The following is a 17595-nucleotide window of genomic DNA, read 5'->3' as shown; positions in this document are numbered from 1 at the left end:
TGATGAACAGGATTACCCATTACTTCAAGAGCCTGCTGCTGCTCGAACTGCTGGGCGGCCTTTGGCTGACGCTGAAGTACAGCTTCAAGCCCAAGTACACGATGATGTACCCGATGGAGAAGTTCCCGCAGTCGCCGCGCTTCCGTGGCCTGCACGCCCTGCGCCGTTACCCCAACGGTGAAGAGCGCTGCATCGCCTGCAAGCTGTGCGAAGCGGTGTGCCCTGCATTGGCCATCACCATCGACTCGGCCAAGCGCGAAGACGGCACCCGCCGTACCACGCGCTATGACATCGATCTGTTCAAGTGCATCTTCTGCGGCTTCTGCGAAGAAAGCTGCCCGGTGGACTCGATCGTCGAAACCCACATCCTCGAGTATCACTTCGAGAATCGTGGCGAAAACATCGTTACCAAGCCGCAGCTGCTGGCCCTGGGCGACCGTCTCGAGTCCGAGATCGCCGAGCGTCGCGCCGCCGATGCCGCTTACCGCTGAGGTCGAGAGATGGATTGGGTAAATATCGCTTTCTGGGTGTTCGCCATCGCGGCAACGGTTTCGGCCGGTGCGGTGATCAGCGTGCGCAACCCGGTTCACGCCGTGCTCTGCCTGGTGCTGACCTTCTTCTCCATTGCCTGCGTGTGGCTGCTGGTCGGCGCCGAGTTCCTCGGCGTGGCGCTGGTGCTGGTCTACGTCGGCGCGGTGATGGTGCTGTTCCTGTTCGTGGTGATGATGCTCGACATCGACCCCACCAAGCTGCGTGAGGGCTGGGTCCGCTACCTGCCGGTCGGTCTCATTGTTGCCGTGGCGATGCTGGTGCAGATGCTGATCCTGATCGGCGTGAAGGGCAGGGCGGTCAACCCGTTCCCGGCCGACAACGCCGCTGCGGTCGCTGCCGACAGCTCCAACGTCACCTGGCTGGCGCGTACGCTGTTCACCGAGTACCTGCTGCCGTTCGAGTTCGCCGCCGTCATCCTGACCGTGGCCGTGGTTGCCGCCGTGATGCTGACCCTGCGCCGCCGTACCGGCGTGAAGAGCCAGAACCCGGGCGAGCAGACCATGGTCAAGGCTGGCCAGCGCCTGCGCATGGTCAAGATGGGCGCCGAAGCGCCGGTCGTGCACAGCAACAGCAAGCCGGCCGCCGGCGAGGAGACCCAGCCGTGATTACCCTTGGTCACATCCTTGCGCTGGGCGCGGTGCTGTTCGCCATCAGCCTGGCCGGCATCTTCCTCAACCGGAAGAACGTCATCGTCCTGCTGATGTCGATCGAACTGATGCTGCTGTCGGTGAACATCAACTTCGTCGGCTTCTCGCGTCAGCTGGGCGATCCGTCCGGCCAGCTGTTCGTGTTCTTCATCCTGACCGTCGCCGCCGCGGAAGCCGCCATCGGCCTGGCGATCCTGGTGACCCTGTTCCGTACCCGCCGCACGATCAATGTCGGCGAAGTCGATTCGTTGAAGGGCTGATCCACAGATGGAAATCACTCTCTCCAAGAGTCTGTTGATCGCAGTGGTGCTTGCACCGCTGTTCGGCAGCATCATCGCCGGCCTGTTCGGTCGCCAGGTCAAGCGCTTCGGCGCGCAGACCATCACCATCCTCGGCGTCGCGGTTGCCTGCGGCCTGTCGATGTACACGCTCTACCAGTTGCTGTGGGGCGGCGCGCAGCCGTTCAACCAGAACATCTACACGTTCTTCGAAGTCGGCCAGTACTCGGCCCACGTCGGTTTCATGGTCGACAAGCTGACCGCGATGATGATGGTGGTGGTGACCTTCGTGTCGCTGCTGGTCCACATCTACACGATCGGCTACATGCAGGACGACCCGGGCTACCAGCGGTTCTTCAGCTACATCTCGCTGTTCACCTTCTCGATGCTCACCCTGGTGATGAGCAACAACTTCCTGCAGCTGTTCTTCGGCTGGGAAGCGGTGGGCCTGGTGTCGTACCTGCTGATCGGCTTCTGGTTCAAGCGCCCGACCGCGATCTTCGCCAACATGAAGGCGTTCCTGGTCAACCGCGTCGGTGACTTCGGCTTCCTGCTGGGTATCGCCGGCGTGCTGTGGGTGTTTGGCACCTTGGACTATTCGCAGGTGTTCTCGCAGGCCGGCATGCTGGCTGACCCGCGCGCCCAGCTGCAGATCTGGGACGGCACGATCCTGGGCATGCAGCTGCTGAACGAGCCGGTGATCTGGTCGATCGCCACCGTCATCTGCATCTGCCTGTTCATCGGTGCCATGGGCAAGTCGGCCCAGGTCCCGCTGCACGTGTGGCTGCCGGACTCGATGGAAGGCCCGACCCCGATCTCGGCACTGATCCACGCCGCGACGATGGTGACCGCCGGTATCTTCATGGTCACCCGCATGTCGCCGCTGTTCGAGCTGTCGCAGACCGCGCTGAACTTCATCCTGTTCATCGGTGCCACCACCGCGTTCTTCACCGGCCTGATCGGCATCGTGCAGAACGACATCAAGCGCGTCGTCGCGTACTCCACGCTGTCGCAGCTGGGCTACATGACCGTTGCCTTGGGCGTGTCCGCCTACTCGGCCGCCGTGTTCCACCTGATGACCCATGCCTTCTTCAAGGCGCTGCTGTTCCTGGGTGCCGGCTCGGTCATCATCGCGATGCACCACGAGCAGGACATGCGCAAGATGGGCGGCCTGCGCAAGTACATGCCGATCACCTTCGTCACCATGTGGATCGGTACCTTGGCCCTGGTCGGTACGCCGTTCTTCTCCGGCTTCTACTCGAAGGACACCATCATCGAGGCGGCCGAGATCCACGCCCACATGCAGAACAGCTGGGTGGCCACCTATGGCTACTGGGCAGTGCTGGGTGGCGTGCTGGTGACCAGCTTCTACAGCTTCCGCCTGCTGTTCCTGACCTTCCACGGCAAGGAGCGCTTCCGCGACGTGCATGATGATCACGGCCATGCCCATGACGATCACCACGCCGCAGATGCGCACCCTGCTGATGCCCATCATGGGGACGCGCACCATGACGACCACGGCCATGGCCACGGTCCGCATGAGCCGCACGAAACCCCGTGGGTGGTGACCCTGCCGCTGATCCTGCTGGCCATCCCGTCGATCGCCATCGGTTTCTTCAGCATCGGTCCGATGCTGCACGGCACCGACTGGGCCGGCCACCATGCACACGACGCAATCAAGGGCCAGGTCAACACGTTCTTCACCGGCATCGTCGATTTCTACGATCCGGCCAAGAACACCGTTGCCTTCCTGGGCGAAGAGTTCCACGGGCCGGTGGCGTTCGCGCTGCACGGCATGATGCTGCCGCCGTTCTGGCTGACCCTGGCGGGCTTCCTGCTGGCTGCGCTGTTCTACCTGTGGAAGCCGGACCTGTCGGGCAAGGCGCGCAAGACCTTCGCTCCGCTGGTGTCGGTGCTGGAAAACAAGTACGGCTTCGACAAGCTGTGGATCGATGGCTTTGCCGGTGGCAGCGTCAAGCTGGGCAAGGTCGCACGCTGGATCGACAGCAACATCGTCGACGGCGTGGTCAATCTTTCGGCACGTGTTGTGGACGTCGCAGCCGGCGTGCTGCGTCGTACCCAATCCGGTTTCCTCTATCACTACGCCTTCGCGATGATCATCGGCCTGATTGCCCTTCTGGGCGTGCTGATGCATTACCTGCGTTGATGACCTGTACGGAATAAGAAGACGTGTCGAACTGGCCTCTACTCAGTGTCCTCATCTGGCTGCCGATCATCGGTGGTGCCCTGATCCTTGCGATCCGTGATGCGCAGACCGCCCGCTGGGCGTCGCTGGGCGTAGCGGTGCTGACGTTCGTGGCGAGCCTCTCGCTGCTGAGCGGCTACAACGCGGGCATCGACGGTCTGCAGTTCGTCGAGACCCATGCCTGGATCCCGGCGTACAAGATCGGCTACAACCTGGGCGTGGACGGCATCGCCGTGGCGCTGATCCTGCTGACTACCCTGGTCAGCGTGCTTGCCCTGATCGGCGCCTGGAGCGCCATCGACAAGCGCGTCAACCAGTACGTGGCCGCCTTCCTGATCCTGGAAGGCGTCACGGTCGGTATCTTCTCGGCCACGGACGCGATGCTGTTCTACGTGTTCTTCGAGGCGATGCTGATCCCGATGTTCCTGATCATCGGTGTCTGGGGCGGCCCGCGTCGTATCTACGCCGCGCTGAAGTTCTTCCTGTACACCTTCCTCGGCTCGGTGCTGATGCTGGTGGCGCTGATCTACCTGTACATGAAGGGCGGCAGCTTCCAGCTGGCCGACCTGTACGCGCTGCCGCTGTCGGCCAAGGAACAGACCTGGATCTTCTTCGCCTTCCTGATCGCCTTCGCGGTCAAGGTGCCGATGTTCCCGGTCCACACCTGGCTGCCGGATGCGCACGTGGAAGCGCCGACCGCCGGTTCGGTGATCCTGGCCGCCATCGCCCTGAAGATCGGTGGCTACGGCTTCCTGCGCTTCAACCTGCCGATCGTCCCGGACGCGTCGCAGGAATGGGCGTGGCTGGTGATCGCGCTGTCGCTGATCGCGGTGATCTACGTCGGCCTCGTCGCCCTGGTGCAGGACGACATGAAGAAGCTGATCGCCTATTCGTCGATCGCGCACATGGGCTTCGTCACCCTGGGCACCTTCATCGCGTTGTGGCTGGTGCGTGAAGCCGGCAACGCCGATGCCGCCCGCCTGGGCCTGCAGGGCGCCATGGTGCAGATGATCTCGCACGGCTTCGTGTCCGGCGCAATGTTCTCCAGCGTTGGCGTGCTGTACGACCGCATGCACAGCCGCCGCATCGCCGATTACGGCGGCGTGGTCAACGTGATGCCCTGGTTTGCGACCTTCGCCATGCTGTTCTTCATGGCCAATGCAGGCCTGCCGGGCACCAGCGGTTTCGTCGGCGAGTTCATGGTCATCCTCGCGGCCTTCCAGCGTAATCCGTGGATCGCGCTGGGCGCGGCCACCACCCTGATCATCGGCGCCGCCTACACCCTGTGGCTGTACAAGCGCATCTTCTTCGGCGAAGTGGCCAACAGCCACGTTGCCGAACTGAAGGACATCAACGGTCGCGAATGGCTGGTGCTGGGCGTGTTCGCCATCGGCGTGCTGGCCCTGGGCATCTACCCCAAGCCGCTGACCGACCTGATGGAGCCCTCGATCGCGAAGCTGGCGATGCAGATCGCATCCAGCAAGCTGCTGTAATTCCAGGATTTGATGATGACCACCTCGCCGCTGCTGCCATTGACCGCCGCTGACCTGCCACCGCTCGCTCCCGAGCTGGTGCTGATCGGCAGCGCCTTCGCCCTGATGATCCTCGACCTGTTCGTCAGCAACCGGAACAAGATCGTCACCCACCTGTTCTCGCTCGCTGCGCTGGCCGTGGTGCTGTTCATGCTGGCCACCGGCGTTGGCGGGCAGGGGGAGGTCTTCCATGGCATGTTCGTGCGTGATACCGCCGCGGACGTGATGAAGACCGGGATCGTGCTGCTCAGCGGCCTGACCCTGGTCTACGGCTGGCGCTACCTGCGCGACCGCAACCTGTTCCAGGGCGAGATCCCGGTGCTGATCCTGTTCGGCACCGCCGGCATGATGATCCTGGTCTCGGCGGGCAGCCTGCTGATGGTCTACCTGGGCCTGGAACTGCTGGCGCTGTGCTCCTACGCGCTGGTTGCCAGCAACCGTGAGAACGGCCTGGCCTCGGAAGCGGCGATGAAGTACATCGTGCTGGGTTCGCTGGCTTCTGGCCTGCTGCTGTACGGCATGTCGCTGATCTACGGCGCCACCGGCAGCCTGCACCTGGACGTCATCCGCGAGGCCATCCCGCACTCGGAAGAGCGCGTGCTGCTGATCACCGGTGCGGTGTTCATGATCGCCGGCGTCGCCTTCAAGCTGGGTGCCGCGCCGTTCCATATGTGGCTGCCGGACGTGTATCAGGGTGCCCCGGCACCGATCGCACTGTTCATCAGCTCGGCGCCGAAGCTGGCCGCCTTCGGCATGGCCTACCGCCTGCTGGAAATGGGCGTGGGCCCGCTGTCGACCGAACTGCAGCTGCTGATCGCCGGCCTGGCCGCAGTCTCGCTGGTCATCGGCAACCTGATGGCCATCGCGCAGAGCAACCTCAAGCGCATGCTGGCGTTCTCCACCGTCTCGCACATCGGCTTCCTGCTGATGGGCATTGCCGGTGGCGGTTCGCAGGGCTATGCCGCCGCACTGTTCTACGCACTGGCCTACGCCATCATGTCGACCGCCGCCTTCGGCGCGATCATCGCGCTGTCGCGTGCCGGCTTCGAAGCCGAGAACATCGAAGACTTCAAGGGCCTCAATGCCCGCAACCCGTGGATGGCCGGCCTGGTGCTGTGCATCATGGCGTCGCTGGCCGGCATCCCGCCGTTCCTGGGCTTCTGGACCAAGCTGGCGGTGCTGGGCGCGGCCGTCAACGGTGGCCTGCTGTGGCTGGCCATCCTCGGCGTGCTGTGTGCCGTGGTCGGCTGCTTCTACTACCTGCGCGTCATCAAGGTCATGTACTTCGATGAGCCGGTGGGCGAGGCCATGCCGCGCAGCAACGACCGCGTGCTGGGCCTGGTCCTGGGCGTGAACGCGCTGGCACTGCTGGCGCTGGGCCTGGCCTGGAACCCGATCATGGTCTGGTGCCAGCAGGCATTTGCGCATCTTGCATAAAAGTTGACACAAAGCTGCGCGATTCGTGTAATATGCGCAGCCTGAGTTGTCACTGCAGCGGTTCAGCCAGAACATCGTTGCGGTAGCCCTCCTCGAAAGAGCAGGGCAGCAGTTCAAACACTTCCGGTGCGGGGTGGAGCAGTCTGGCAGCTCGTCGGGCTCATAACCCGAAGGTCGCAGGTTCAAATCCTGCCCCCGCTACCAACTTCATATCGGCGCCAACCGGTTTGATGAATGAGGGAAGGCTTGCATGTTTTGAAGCATTCACTCATAATTCCGCTTCTGATGCGGGGTGGAGCAGTCTGGCAGCTCGTCGGGCTCATAACCCGAAGGTCGCAGGTTCAAATCCTGCCCCCGCTACCAAGTAAAGAGATCGCCTTCGAAGTCCTGCTTCGAGGGCGTTTTTCTTTGCGGCTCTGGTTGATCCGCCGGGCCATGCCCGGCGAGCGAAGCGGCCGGTTTCAGGCGGGTCCAAGCCTTGCACCAGCGCGGTGCAGTCGCTATCATCAGCGGCCTAGCAGTACCCCTGAAGGCGGCCTCCCAGCGGGAGTCCGGACCCGGAAGGAGGGCCGCAACCGGCAGGCACTGCAGGTTGCAACCGGAATCCAGTCACCGGAGTCTTTCCGGAAAAGGGGCCCAGCGGGCCCTTTGTCGTTTCCGGGGCGTCATGTTTCCATGCCGGCCAAGGCCGGCACCCAACCAAGAGATCAAGGCAGGCTGTGAGCGACAAGGCAACCGACATCGCGAATCTGCTCGCCCCGACCGTTGTGTCGCTGGGCCTGGAGCTGCTGGGCGTTGAGTATCTGCCGGCCCCCGGCGGTGCGACCCTGCGCCTTTACATCGACGTGCCGCTGGCTGAACAGCCCGAGCGCATCATCAATGTCGACGACTGCGAGCGGGTCAGCCGCGAAGTGTCGGCGCAGCTGGACGTCGAAGACCCGATCAGCGGCAACTACACGCTGGAAGTGTCCTCGCCGGGCGTGGATCGCCCGCTGTTCAACCTGGAGCAGTTCGCTCGCCACCAGGGTGAATCGGCCAAGGTCACGCTGAAGCTGCCGCAGGACAACCGTCGTCGCCTGCAGGGCCGCATCGAAGCGACCGACGAGGCCGCGGACACCATCACCTTCATCGTCGACAAGGCCGAAGTGGTCGTGTCGGCCGACAACATCGACAAGGCACGGATCATGCCCGACTGGGTGGCGCTGGGGCTGGCCCCGAGCAAGCCGACCGGTCCGGCACCGAAGCGTCCGAAGCCGAACAAGAATTCTTCTTCCAACGAGCCGGCGGCAAAGAAGCCGCGCGCGGAGTGAGCCAATGAGCAAGGAACTGTTGCTGGTAGTCGACGCAGTCGCCAACGAGAAGGGCGTGCCGCGTGAAGTGATCTTCGATGCCATCGAGGCCGCCCTGGCCTCGGCAGCGAAGAAGCGCTATCCCGACGAGGAAGTGCTGACCCGCGTGGTCATCGACCACAAGGACGGCAGCTACGAAACCTTCCGCCGCTGGGAAGTGGTGGCCGATGACGTGGTCATGGAATCGCCGGACCGCCAGATCCGCCTGATGGACGCCGTCGATGAAGCCGAAGGCGTGGACGTCGGCGACTACATCGAAGAGCAGATCGAGAACCCGGACTTCGGCCGCATTGCTGCCCAGGCCGCCAAGCAGGTCATCGTCCAGCGCGTGCGCGAAGCCGAGCGCCAGCAGGTCGTGGATGCGTGGAAGGATCGCGTGGGTGAGCTGATCACCGGCGTGGTCAAGCGCGCCGAGCGCGGCAACATCTATGTCGACCTCGGTGGCAACGCCGAAGGCTTCATCCCGAAGGACAAGGGCATTCCGCGCGACGTGCTGCGCGCCGGTGACCGCGTGCGCGGCTACCTGGCCGAAGTCCGTTCGGAACCGCGTGGCCCGCAGCTGTTCATCAGCCGCGCCGCCCCGGAATTCATGATCGAGCTGTTCAAGCTGGAAGTGCCGGAAGTCGGCCAGGGCCTGGTGGAAATCAAGGCCTGCGCCCGCGATCCGGGCGACCGCGCCAAGATCGCCGTGCTCGCCCACGACCAGCGCACCGATCCGATCGGTGCCTGTATCGGCATGCGCGGTTCGCGCGTGCAGGCCGTGTCCAACGAGCTCAATGGCGAGCGCGTGGACATCGTGCTGTGGAACGACAACCCGGCCAACTTCGTCATCAACGCGATGGCGCCGGCCGAAGTGCAGTCGATCATCGTCGATGAAGACAAGCACTCGATGGACCTGGCCGTTGCCGAAGACCGCCTGGCCCAGGCGATCGGCAAGGGCGGCCAGAACGTGCGCCTGGCCAGCCGCCTGACCGGCTGGCAGCTCAACGTGATGACCCAGGACCAGGTCACCGCCAAGTCGGAGGCCGAGCAGGCTTCGGCCCGCCAGCTGTTCATGGACAAGCTGGAAGTGGACGAGGAAATCGCCGGCATCCTGGTGAGCGAAGGCTTCGGCACCGTCGAGGAAATCGCATATGTCCCGGTCGGCGAACTGCTGGCCGTGGAAGGTTTCGACGAAGACATCGTCGAAGAGCTGCGCGCTCGTGCCCGCGATGCGTTGCTCAATGAGGCCCTGGCAGTCGAGGAAGGCCTTGAAGACGGCCAGCCGGCGCAGGACCTGCTGTCCCTGAAGGGCATGGACGAAGCCACCGCGTATGCGCTGGCCGGCCACGGCGTGCGCACCAGTGAGGACCTGTCCGACCTGGCCGCCGACGAGGTCATGGACTTCGGCATCGAAGGGCTGGATCAGGCGCGCGCCGCTGCGCTGATCCTGGCCGCACGTGCCGAGGAGATCGCCCGACTGGAACGCGGCGAATGAGCCGGCAATGAACAGGGCCCTGAGCCGCTCAGGGCGTAGAATCCGCGCCACCTCCAGATGCGGGGGGGCGCCCACAAGATCATAGGATCCGAATGTCGCAGCAAACCACCATCCGCAAGCTTGCCGAACTGGTCAACACGCCGGTCGAAAAACTGCTGGAACAGCTGGCCGGTGCCGGCATGAAGTTCAGCGGTCCCGACCAGGTCGTGACCAGCACCGAGAAGGTGAAGCTCCTGGGCTTCCTTCGTCGTTCGCACGGCAAGCCCGAGCAGGCCCCGGAAGAAACTGATCAGTCTGCAAAGAAGATCACGCTCAACCGCCGGAAACAGCAGGAAGTGACGGTCAGTTCCGGTCGCAGCAAGACGACCGTGAATGTCGAGGTGCGCCAGAAGCGTACCTACGTCAAGGATGGTGCTCGCGCCATGACCCCGGACGAAGAGCGCGCCGACATCCTGCGCAAGCTGGAAGAGTCGCGTGCGCGCAACCTTGCCGAACAGCAGGCCCTGGCCGAGAAGGATCGTCTGCGCGACGAAGCCATCGTCCGTGCTCGTGAGGAAGAGGTTGCGGCCAAGGAACGCGCAGAGGCCGAGAAGAAGGCCGCCGAGGAAGCTGCGGCCGCCGCCAAGGCTGCCGAGGCGCTGGCTGCCAGCAAGCCCAAGCGCGCTCCGATCGATGAAACCGCGCCGCGCCCGCCGCGTGCTCCGGCCGCCGCTCCGGCTGCGCCGCGCAGCGCTCCGCCGCCGCCGCGCAACGACGACCGCAACAACCGCAGCGCGCCGCGCAACGAGCGTGGCCCGGGCGACCGTTTCGCCGGCCAGATGCACCTGTCGGCTGCCGACCGCGCGCGTCGTGGCAACAGCAACAACAGCAACACCCGTGGTCGTCCGGGCGGGCGTAACCAGGCCGGTGGCCGTCGCGACATGTCGCGCGGTGGCAACAATGCAGGTCCGCACGCCTTCGAGCGTCCGACCGCGCCGGTGGTGCGTGAAGTGGCGATCGGCGACACGATCACCGTGGCCGACCTGGCGCAGAAGCTCGCGCTGAAGGGCGGTGAGGTGGTCAAGGCGCTGTTCAAAATGGGCGTGATGGCCACCATCACCCAGTCCATCGACCATGACACCGCCGCGCTGGTGACCGAAGAACTCGGCCACAAGGCGATCCGTGCCAACGACAACGACGCCGAAGACGCACTGCTGGCCTCGACCGGTGAAAACCAGGGCGAAGCCACCCAGCGTCCGCCGGTGGTCACCATCATGGGCCACGTCGACCACGGCAAGACCTCGCTGCTGGATTACATCCGCCGCACCAAGGTCGCCACCGGCGAAGCCGGCGGCATCACCCAGCACATCGGTGCCTACCACGTGGATACGCCGAAGGGCGTGATCAGCTTCCTGGATACCCCGGGCCACGCGGCATTCACCTCGATGCGTGCGCGCGGCGCCAAGCTGACCGACATCGTGGTGCTGGTCGTGGCCGCCGATGACGGCGTCATGCCGCAGACCAAGGAAGCGATCCAGCACGCCCGTTCGGCGGGTGTGCCGCTGATCGTGGCGATCAACAAGATCGACAAGTCCGACGCCGACCCGATGCGGGTCAAGAACGAACTGCTGTCCGAGCAGGTCGTGGCCGAAGACTTCGGTGGTGACACGCAGATGGTGGAGATCTCGGCCAAGACCGGCCTGGGCATCGACGACCTGCTGGACGCCATCTCGATCCAGGCCGAACTGCTGGAACTGAAGGCCGTCGACGAAGGCCGCGCTTCGGGCGTGGTGATCGAATCGTCGCTGGACAAGGGCCGTGGCCCGGTCGCCACCGTGCTGGTGCAGCAGGGCCGCCTGAAGAAGGGCGACTACCTGGTGTGCGGCATCCAGTACGGCCGCGTGCGTGCGCTGTTCGACGAAACCGGCAAGCAGCCGGAGTTCGCCGGCCCGTCCATCCCGGTGCAGGTCCTGGGCCTGTCCGGCGTGCCGGAAGCCGGTGACGACTTCGTGGTCGTTGAGGACGAGCGCCTGGCCAAGGACGTTGCCCAGCAGCGTGAGACCAAGCGCCGTGAATCGCGCCTGGTCGCCACCGCCGGCAGCCGCATGGAAGACATCATGGCGACCCTGGGCAAGGGCGAGGGCCAGCAGGTCCTCAACCTCGTCATCAAGGCCGACGTGCAGGGTTCGGTGCAGGCCCTCAGCCAGGCACTGGTCGCGCTGTCCAACGAAGACATCCGCATCAACGTGATCCACTCCGGCGTGGGCGGCATCACCGAGTCGGACGCCAACTCGGCGGCCGCTTCGAAGGCCACCGTCATCGGCTTCAACGTGCGTGCGGATGCTTCGGCCCGTCGCATCATCGAATCCAACGGCGTTGACCTGCGTTACTTCTCGATCATCTATGACGTGATCGACCAGGTGAAGCAGGTGGCCTCCGGTCTGCTGGGCGTGGAGATCCGCGAAGAGATCATCGGTATCGCCGAGGTCCGCGACGTCTTCCGCAGCTCCAAGCTGGGTGCCGTCGCCGGTTCGATGGTCATCGAGGGCGTGGTCAAGCGCAACAAGCCGATCCGCGTGCTGCGCGACAGCGTGGTGATCTTCGAGGGCGAGCTGGAATCGCTGCGTCGCTTCAAGGAGAACGTCGAGGAAGTCCGCAACGGTACCGAGTGCGGTATCGCGGTGAAGGCCTACAACGACGTCAAGCCGGGTGACCAGATCGAGTGCTTCGAGCGTATCGAAGTGCCGCGCACGCTGTAATGTGGTGTGGCCCGACCAACGGTCGGGCCCCACCATGGACCTGTAGCGCCCGACCTTTGGTCGGGCGACAATCGAATCAAAGGTAGTGCCCGACCGTTGGTCGGGCGACAACTGAACCAAGAGCTCCTCGTGCCCAAGACTTTCCATCGAACCGACCGTGTCTCCGCCCAGCTGCGCCGTGAACTCGGCACCCTGGTGCACAACGCCGTGCGCGAGCACGGGTTGCCCTCGGTGAGCGTGTCCGACGTGGAAATCACCCGCGACATGGCCCATGCCAAGGTATTTGTCACCGCGCTGATGCCGGAACGTTCGGCTGAAGCCGTGGCCGGCCTGAAGGAACTGGGCTACCGCCTGCGCATGGACCTGGCCCGTGCGATGAAGCTGCGCCACGTGCCGGAGCTGCATTTCCACTACGACGACTCGGTCGACCGTGGTGAGCACATCGACAACATCCTGCGCGATCTGCCTGATACGTTGGCCGCTGAGAAGCGTCGCGAGAGCGACGAAGAATAACCGCGCGACGCCGGGCATGCCCGGCGTTGTTGCATTCCGGCTGCGCGATGTCTGATGCAGACCGCGCTGCAGCAGTCGAGCATGGCTCGACTCTACAAACTCCTATCATGACCCGAATTCAGTTCCGCCGCCTGGATGGCATCCTGCTGCTCGACAAGTCGACCGGCATGAGCTCCAACGCCGCCCTGCAGGTGGCCCGTCGCCTGTTCCGTGCCGAAAAGGGTGGCCATACCGGCAGCCTCGATCCGCTGGCCACCGGCCTGCTGCCGCTGTGCTTCGGCGAGGCGACCAAGATTGCCGGACTGTTGCTCGGCTCGGCCAAGGCCTACGACGCCGAGATCATGCTGGGCCAGACCACCGACACCGATGACTCCGAAGGCCAGGTGCTGCTGCAGCGCGCGGTGCCGGCGATCAGTGCCGAGGCCCTGCAGGCCGCGCTGGTGCCGCTGACCGGCAACATCCGCCAGCGTGCCCCGATCTATTCGGCGCTGAAGCAGGGTGGGGAGCCGCTGTATGTGAAGGCCCGCCGCGGTGACGTCATCGAAGCGCCGGAACGCGAGGTGCAGGTGCATGCCATCGAGGTACTGGAGCAGCAGCCGGAACGGCTGCGGCTGCGCGTGACCTGTGGCTCCGGCACCTACATCCGCAGCCTGGCCCGCGACCTCGGTGAAAGCCTGGGTTGTGGCGCCCACATCAGCGCGCTGCGCCGGCTGTGGGTCGAGCCGTTCCGCGAGCCTGCCATGGTCACGCTGGATCAACTGCGGGCGATGGTCGAGGCCGGTGACGAGGCCGGCATGGACGCGCTGCTGCTGCCGCTGGCGGCCGGCCTGGCTGAATACCCGCGGGTCGACCTGGATGCCGACCAGGCCCACCGTTTCTGCGTCGGCCAGCGCCAGCGCGACCTGTCCTGGCCGCATGGCCTGGTGGCCGTGTTTGGCCCGGACGATGCTGTCCAGGGCCTGGGCCAGGTCGATGACAGTGGCCTGCTGGCCCCGCAGCGTCGTTTCAACCTCTGACCTGGGCCGGGCGGTTCAGCCCCGGTCCTTGTCCCGGAAGCCCCCGACCGTTACAATTTCGCGGCCGTTTTCCGGCAGCCTGCCTCGCGCAGGTTTCATCCTCGTAGTCCACGGCGAGCCTGGCGGTGCGCGAAGCGCGTTCCTGCCGGCCACGCATCACAGAGAAAAAAGAAATGTCGATCGACACCCAGAAGGTCATTGAAGACAACAAGCGCAGCTCGGCTGACACCGGCTCCCCGGAAGTCCAGGTTGCACTGCTGACCGCCCGCATCGAACTGCTGACCGGCCACTTCAAGACCCACAAGAAGGACCACCACAGCCGCCGCGGCCTGCTGCAGATGGTCAACCGCCGTCGCAGCCTGCTCGACTACCTGAAGAAGAAGGACGTCGAGCGTTACAAGGCCCTGATCGAGAAGCTTGGCCTGCGTCGCTAAGCAACGAATCCCCCGCGGCGCAGCGATGCGCCGCGGTTTTGTTTTGTAGCACCGCAATCCCCGATTCAGGCCGGAACGATCCGGCCACCCGCTGGCGGCAAGGGTCGCCGACGGTCCAAATTCGCAGACAGCATCCCCAAGGACACCCTCCGTGGCAAAAATCACCAAAACCTTCCAGTACGGCAAGCACACCGTCACGCTCGAGACCGGCGAAGTCGCCCGTCAGGCCAGCGGTGCCGTCATCGTCAAGATGGACGACACCGTACTGCTGGTCACCGCCGTCGCCGCCAAGAGCGCGCGCGAAGGCCAGGACTTCTTCCCGCTGACCGTCGATTATCAGGAAAAGTTCTACGCCGGCGGCCGTATCCCGGGTGGTTTCTTCAAGCGTGAAGGCCGTGCGACCGAGAAGGAAACCCTGATCTCGCGTCTGATCGACCGTCCGATCCGTCCGCTATTCCCGGAAGACTACAAGAACGAAGTGCAGATCATCGCCACGGTCATGTCGCTGAACCCGGACGTGGACGGTGACATCCCGGCCCTGATCGGCGCCTCGGCTGCCCTGGCCCTGGCCGGCACCCCGTTCATGGGTCCGATCGGCGCGGCCAAGGTCGGCTACAAGAACGGCGAGTACATCCTGAACCCGACCGTCAGCGAACTGGCTGACTCGCAGCTGGAACTGGTCGTCGCCGGTACCTCCAACGCCGTGCTGATGGTCGAATCCGAAGCCGCGCTGCTGTCCGAAGAAGTGATGCTGGGCGCCGTGACCTTCGGTCACCGCGAAATGCAGAAGGTCATCAACGCGATCAACGAGCTGACCGTCGAAGCCGGCACCAAGCCGTCGACCTGGGAAGCTCCGGCCAAGAACGACGCGCTGATCTCCGCCCTGAAGGAAGCCATCGGCCCGCGCCTGGGCGAAGCCTTCCAGGTGCGCGACAAGCTGCAGCGCCGCGACGCCATCTCGGCGATCAAGAAGGACGTGGTCGAAACCCTGGCTGGCCGCGTGGCCGCTGAAGGCTGGAACCCGGCCGAGCTGTCGAAGGAATTCGGCGAGCTGGAATACCGCACCATGCGTGACTCGGTGCTGGACACCAAGGTCCGTATCGACGGCCGTGCGCTGGACACCGTCCGCCCGATCGCCGTGAAGACCGGCGTGCTGCCGCGTACCCACGGTTCCTCGCTGTTCACCCGCGGCGAAACCCAGGCCATCGTGACCATCACCCTGGGCACCGCCCGTGATGGCCAGGTCATCGATGCCGTTGCCGGTGAGTACAAGGAAAACTTCCTGTTCCACTACAACTTCCCTCCGTTCTCGGTGGGTGAGTGCGGCCGCATGATGGGCCCGAAGCGCCGCGAAATCGGCCACGGTCGCCTGGCCAAGCGCGGCGTGCTGGCTGTCATGCCGTCGCTGGAAGCCTTCCCGTACACCATCCGCGTCGTCTCGGAAATCACCGAGTCGAACGGTTCCTCGTCGATGGCATCGGTCTGCGGTTCGTCGCTGGCCCTGATGGACGCCGGCGTGCCGGTGAAGGCGCCGGTTGCCGGTATCGCCATGGGCCTGGTCAAGGAAGGCGAGCGTTTCGTCGTCCTGTCCGACATCCTGGGTGACGAAGATCACCTGGGCGACATGGACTTCAAGGTGGCCGGTACCGCTGAGGGCATCTCCGCCCTGCAGATGGACATCAAGATCGAAGGCATCACCGAAGAGATCATGAAGCAGGCCCTGCAGCAGGCCAAGGCTGGCCGTCTGCACATCCTGGGCGAAATGGCCCACGGCCTGACCGCTCCGCGTGAAGAGCTGTCGGACTACGCGCCGCGCCTGCTGACCATCAAGATCCACCCGGACAAGATCCGCGAAGTGATCGGCAAGGGTGGTTCGACCATCCAGGCCATCACCAAGGAAACCGGCACCCAGATCGACATCCAGGACGACGGCACCATCGTCATCGCTTCGGTCAATGCCATCGCTGCCCAGGCCGCCAAGGCCCGCATCGAGCAGATCACCTCGGACGTCGAGCCGGGCCGCATCTACGAAGGCAAGGTCGCCAAGATCATGGACTTCGGTGCGTTCGTCACCATCCTGCCGGGCAAGGACGGTCTGGTCCACGTGTCGCAGATCTCCAGCGATCGCGTCGAGAAGGTCGGCGACGTGCTGAAGGAAGGCGATGTGGTCAAGGTCAAGGTGCTGGAAGTCGACAAGCAGGGCCGTATCCGCCTGTCGATGAAGGCCGTGGAAGAAGGCGACGCCGTCAGCGCCGAGTAATCGACCTCCGGTCGATTACGGTAGGTGTCAACCTTGGTTGACACGCTCCTGGAATCGCTGAAATGAAAAAGCGGGCTTCGGCCCGCTTTTTCTTTGCCTGGAATCCTGTGGATGAGGACCGTTGGTCCTTGCACTTACGCGTCTTCTTCGTCCTCCCCCAGCCACCAGACCTGGCCTGGCTCCGGGTCGCTCATCGGGTGCTCGCGCTGTTCGATGGCCTCCAGCACCCGGCCGGGGGCTGCAGCGACCCACACCGCCATGAGCTTTTCCACCGCAGCCCGGCCCTGTGCGGCCACGCCGAGGTCACGTTCGCGTCTCCATTGGTCTTCATCTGGCGCCTCATCACCATGCTGGTGCGGCGTGCCGTAGCTGCAGCGGCGGCACAGCCGGCGCACGGTAGCCGTCCAGTCCTCGACCATGCCGATGCCGGGCAGGGTAATGGCCTCCAGCGCAGCGATGTCATCGGCCGAATCGCACTGCACGAACACGGTGAAGGTCGCCATGTCCGATGCCTGCAGGCGCTGCATCGCGTTGAACACCGGCACCTGGCGCTCGCCGTAGGCACGCTGGCCGGTCGAGGCGCCGTCGTGCAGCACGATGTCGCCGAAGCGGAAGCCGCTTTCGGGCAGCGGTACGTTGTCGATGCGTGCACGCACCGGATCAATGCGGCTCATGTACACCACTTCGGCGTCGGACCATGGCGCCAGGCGCACGCAGGCCACGCCGAAGTGGCCCTCGATCGGGCCCTCGCCTTCGGGCAGGGTGATGCCACAGCGGGTCCACTGGCGTCGTGCTTCGGCCCAGTCCGCCATGCCGGTGGCGGCGATGCCGGCATTCCAGGCAGTGGCGACATCGAATTCGCCACGCAGCTGCTCCGATTGCAGGTTGTCCTGCAGTGAGGCAGCCCAGTCGCGCAGATACTTGTGCGCCAATCCGCGCATGTAATGCAGGTACGGCACTTCGGGGGCGAGTGCGATCAGCTCGCCGAACAGCGAAACCGCCTGCTGCAGGTCGCCTTCGTGGAAGGCGTCGTAGGCGCGTGCCTCCAGGGCCTGGCATTCGTCGAGGGTTTCGTCGTCCAGCAGGTCGCCGTCGTCGAGATTGTCGTGGTTGGTGCTCATGTCCATGCGCGGTTGAAGGTCCGCGGCTACCTTAG

At 64.6% G+C, this 17595-nt stretch carries 14 protein-coding genes and 2 tRNA genes; 15 read left to right on the top strand and 1 reads right to left on the bottom strand.

The window, feature by feature from the left end:
* The first annotated feature begins 2 nt into the window (after window positions 1-2).
* From nuoI to pnp, 15 genes are all read left to right on the top strand, one after another.
* A complete protein-coding gene (nuoI, locus tag ACZK33_RS16400) occupies window positions 3-491 on the top strand; it encodes an NADH-quinone oxidoreductase subunit NuoI (RefSeq protein ID WP_006381128.1) in 489 nt (162 codons plus the stop codon).
* A 9-nt stretch (window positions 492-500) separates the two neighbouring features.
* A complete protein-coding gene (locus tag ACZK33_RS16395; protein ID WP_032128645.1) occupies window positions 501-1157 on the top strand; it encodes an NADH-quinone oxidoreductase subunit J in 657 nt (218 codons plus the stop codon).
* Window positions 1154-1459, top strand: a complete 306-nt coding sequence (nuoK, locus tag ACZK33_RS16390) for an NADH-quinone oxidoreductase subunit NuoK (RefSeq protein WP_005417921.1) — start codon at window positions 1154-1156, stop codon at window positions 1457-1459. Before ACZK33_RS16395 ends, nuoK begins: the two co-directional genes overlap by 4 nt.
* A gap of 7 nt (window positions 1460-1466) precedes the next feature.
* Window positions 1467-3644: an NADH-quinone oxidoreductase subunit L gene (gene nuoL / locus ACZK33_RS16385; RefSeq protein WP_423173785.1), complete on the top strand. Its 2178-nt coding sequence runs from the start codon at window positions 1467-1469 to the stop codon at window positions 3642-3644.
* Between the two features lie 23 nt (window positions 3645-3667).
* Complete coding sequence (locus tag ACZK33_RS16380; protein ID WP_032128647.1) at window positions 3668-5176, top strand: NADH-quinone oxidoreductase subunit M; 1509 nt, start codon at window positions 3668-3670, stop codon at window positions 5174-5176.
* A 15-nt stretch (window positions 5177-5191) separates the two neighbouring features.
* Complete coding sequence (nuoN, locus tag ACZK33_RS16375) at window positions 5192-6652, top strand: NADH-quinone oxidoreductase subunit NuoN (RefSeq protein ID WP_032128648.1); 1461 nt, start codon at window positions 5192-5194, stop codon at window positions 6650-6652.
* Window positions 6653-6779: 127 nt separating this feature from the next.
* Window positions 6780-6856: transfer RNA gene (locus tag ACZK33_RS16370), tRNA-Met, on the top strand.
* Between the two features lie 82 nt (window positions 6857-6938).
* Window positions 6939-7015 (top strand) — tRNA-Met (locus ACZK33_RS16365).
* Between the two features lie 356 nt (window positions 7016-7371).
* Window positions 7372-7962 (top strand): ribosome maturation factor RimP, encoded by a 591-nt coding sequence (rimP, locus tag ACZK33_RS16360; protein WP_423173786.1) that lies wholly within the window; start codon window positions 7372-7374, stop codon window positions 7960-7962.
* Between the two features lie 4 nt (window positions 7963-7966).
* Entirely contained in the window at window positions 7967-9478 is a 1512-nt protein-coding gene (gene nusA / locus ACZK33_RS16355) for a transcription termination factor NusA (protein ID WP_005410449.1), read from the top strand.
* A 92-nt stretch (window positions 9479-9570) separates the two neighbouring features.
* Entirely contained in the window at window positions 9571-12216 is a 2646-nt protein-coding gene (gene infB, locus ACZK33_RS16350; RefSeq protein ID WP_032128650.1) for a translation initiation factor IF-2, read from the top strand.
* 129 nt (window positions 12217-12345) lie between these two features.
* Complete coding sequence (gene rbfA / locus ACZK33_RS16345) at window positions 12346-12729, top strand: 30S ribosome-binding factor RbfA (protein WP_005410447.1); 384 nt, start codon at window positions 12346-12348, stop codon at window positions 12727-12729.
* 104 nt (window positions 12730-12833) lie between these two features.
* On the top strand, window positions 12834-13745 hold the full coding sequence (truB, locus tag ACZK33_RS16340; RefSeq protein ID WP_423173872.1) for a tRNA pseudouridine(55) synthase TruB: 912 nt from the start codon (window positions 12834-12836) through the stop codon (window positions 13743-13745).
* A 173-nt stretch (window positions 13746-13918) separates the two neighbouring features.
* Window positions 13919-14179 (top strand): 30S ribosomal protein S15, encoded by a 261-nt coding sequence (gene rpsO, locus ACZK33_RS16335; protein ID WP_005410445.1) that lies wholly within the window; start codon window positions 13919-13921, stop codon window positions 14177-14179.
* Window positions 14180-14330: 151 nt separating this feature from the next.
* A complete protein-coding gene (gene pnp, locus ACZK33_RS16330; RefSeq protein ID WP_032128652.1) occupies window positions 14331-16439 on the top strand; it encodes a polyribonucleotide nucleotidyltransferase in 2109 nt (702 codons plus the stop codon).
* Window positions 16440-16573: 134 nt separating this feature from the next.
* On the opposite strand, the gene ACZK33_RS16325 is transcribed toward pnp, so the two are convergent.
* The gene (locus ACZK33_RS16325; RefSeq protein ID WP_423173787.1) at window positions 16574-17560 is read right to left on the bottom strand and encodes a tetratricopeptide repeat protein; all 987 of its coding nucleotides are present in this window, start codon (window positions 17558-17560) and stop codon (window positions 16574-16576) included.
* Window positions 17561-17595 lie beyond the last annotated feature (35 nt).

The sequence above is a fragment of the Stenotrophomonas sp. 86156_Sma genome, from assembly GCF_056481625.1.
This window is presented reverse-complemented; position numbering and strand designations above follow the sequence as displayed.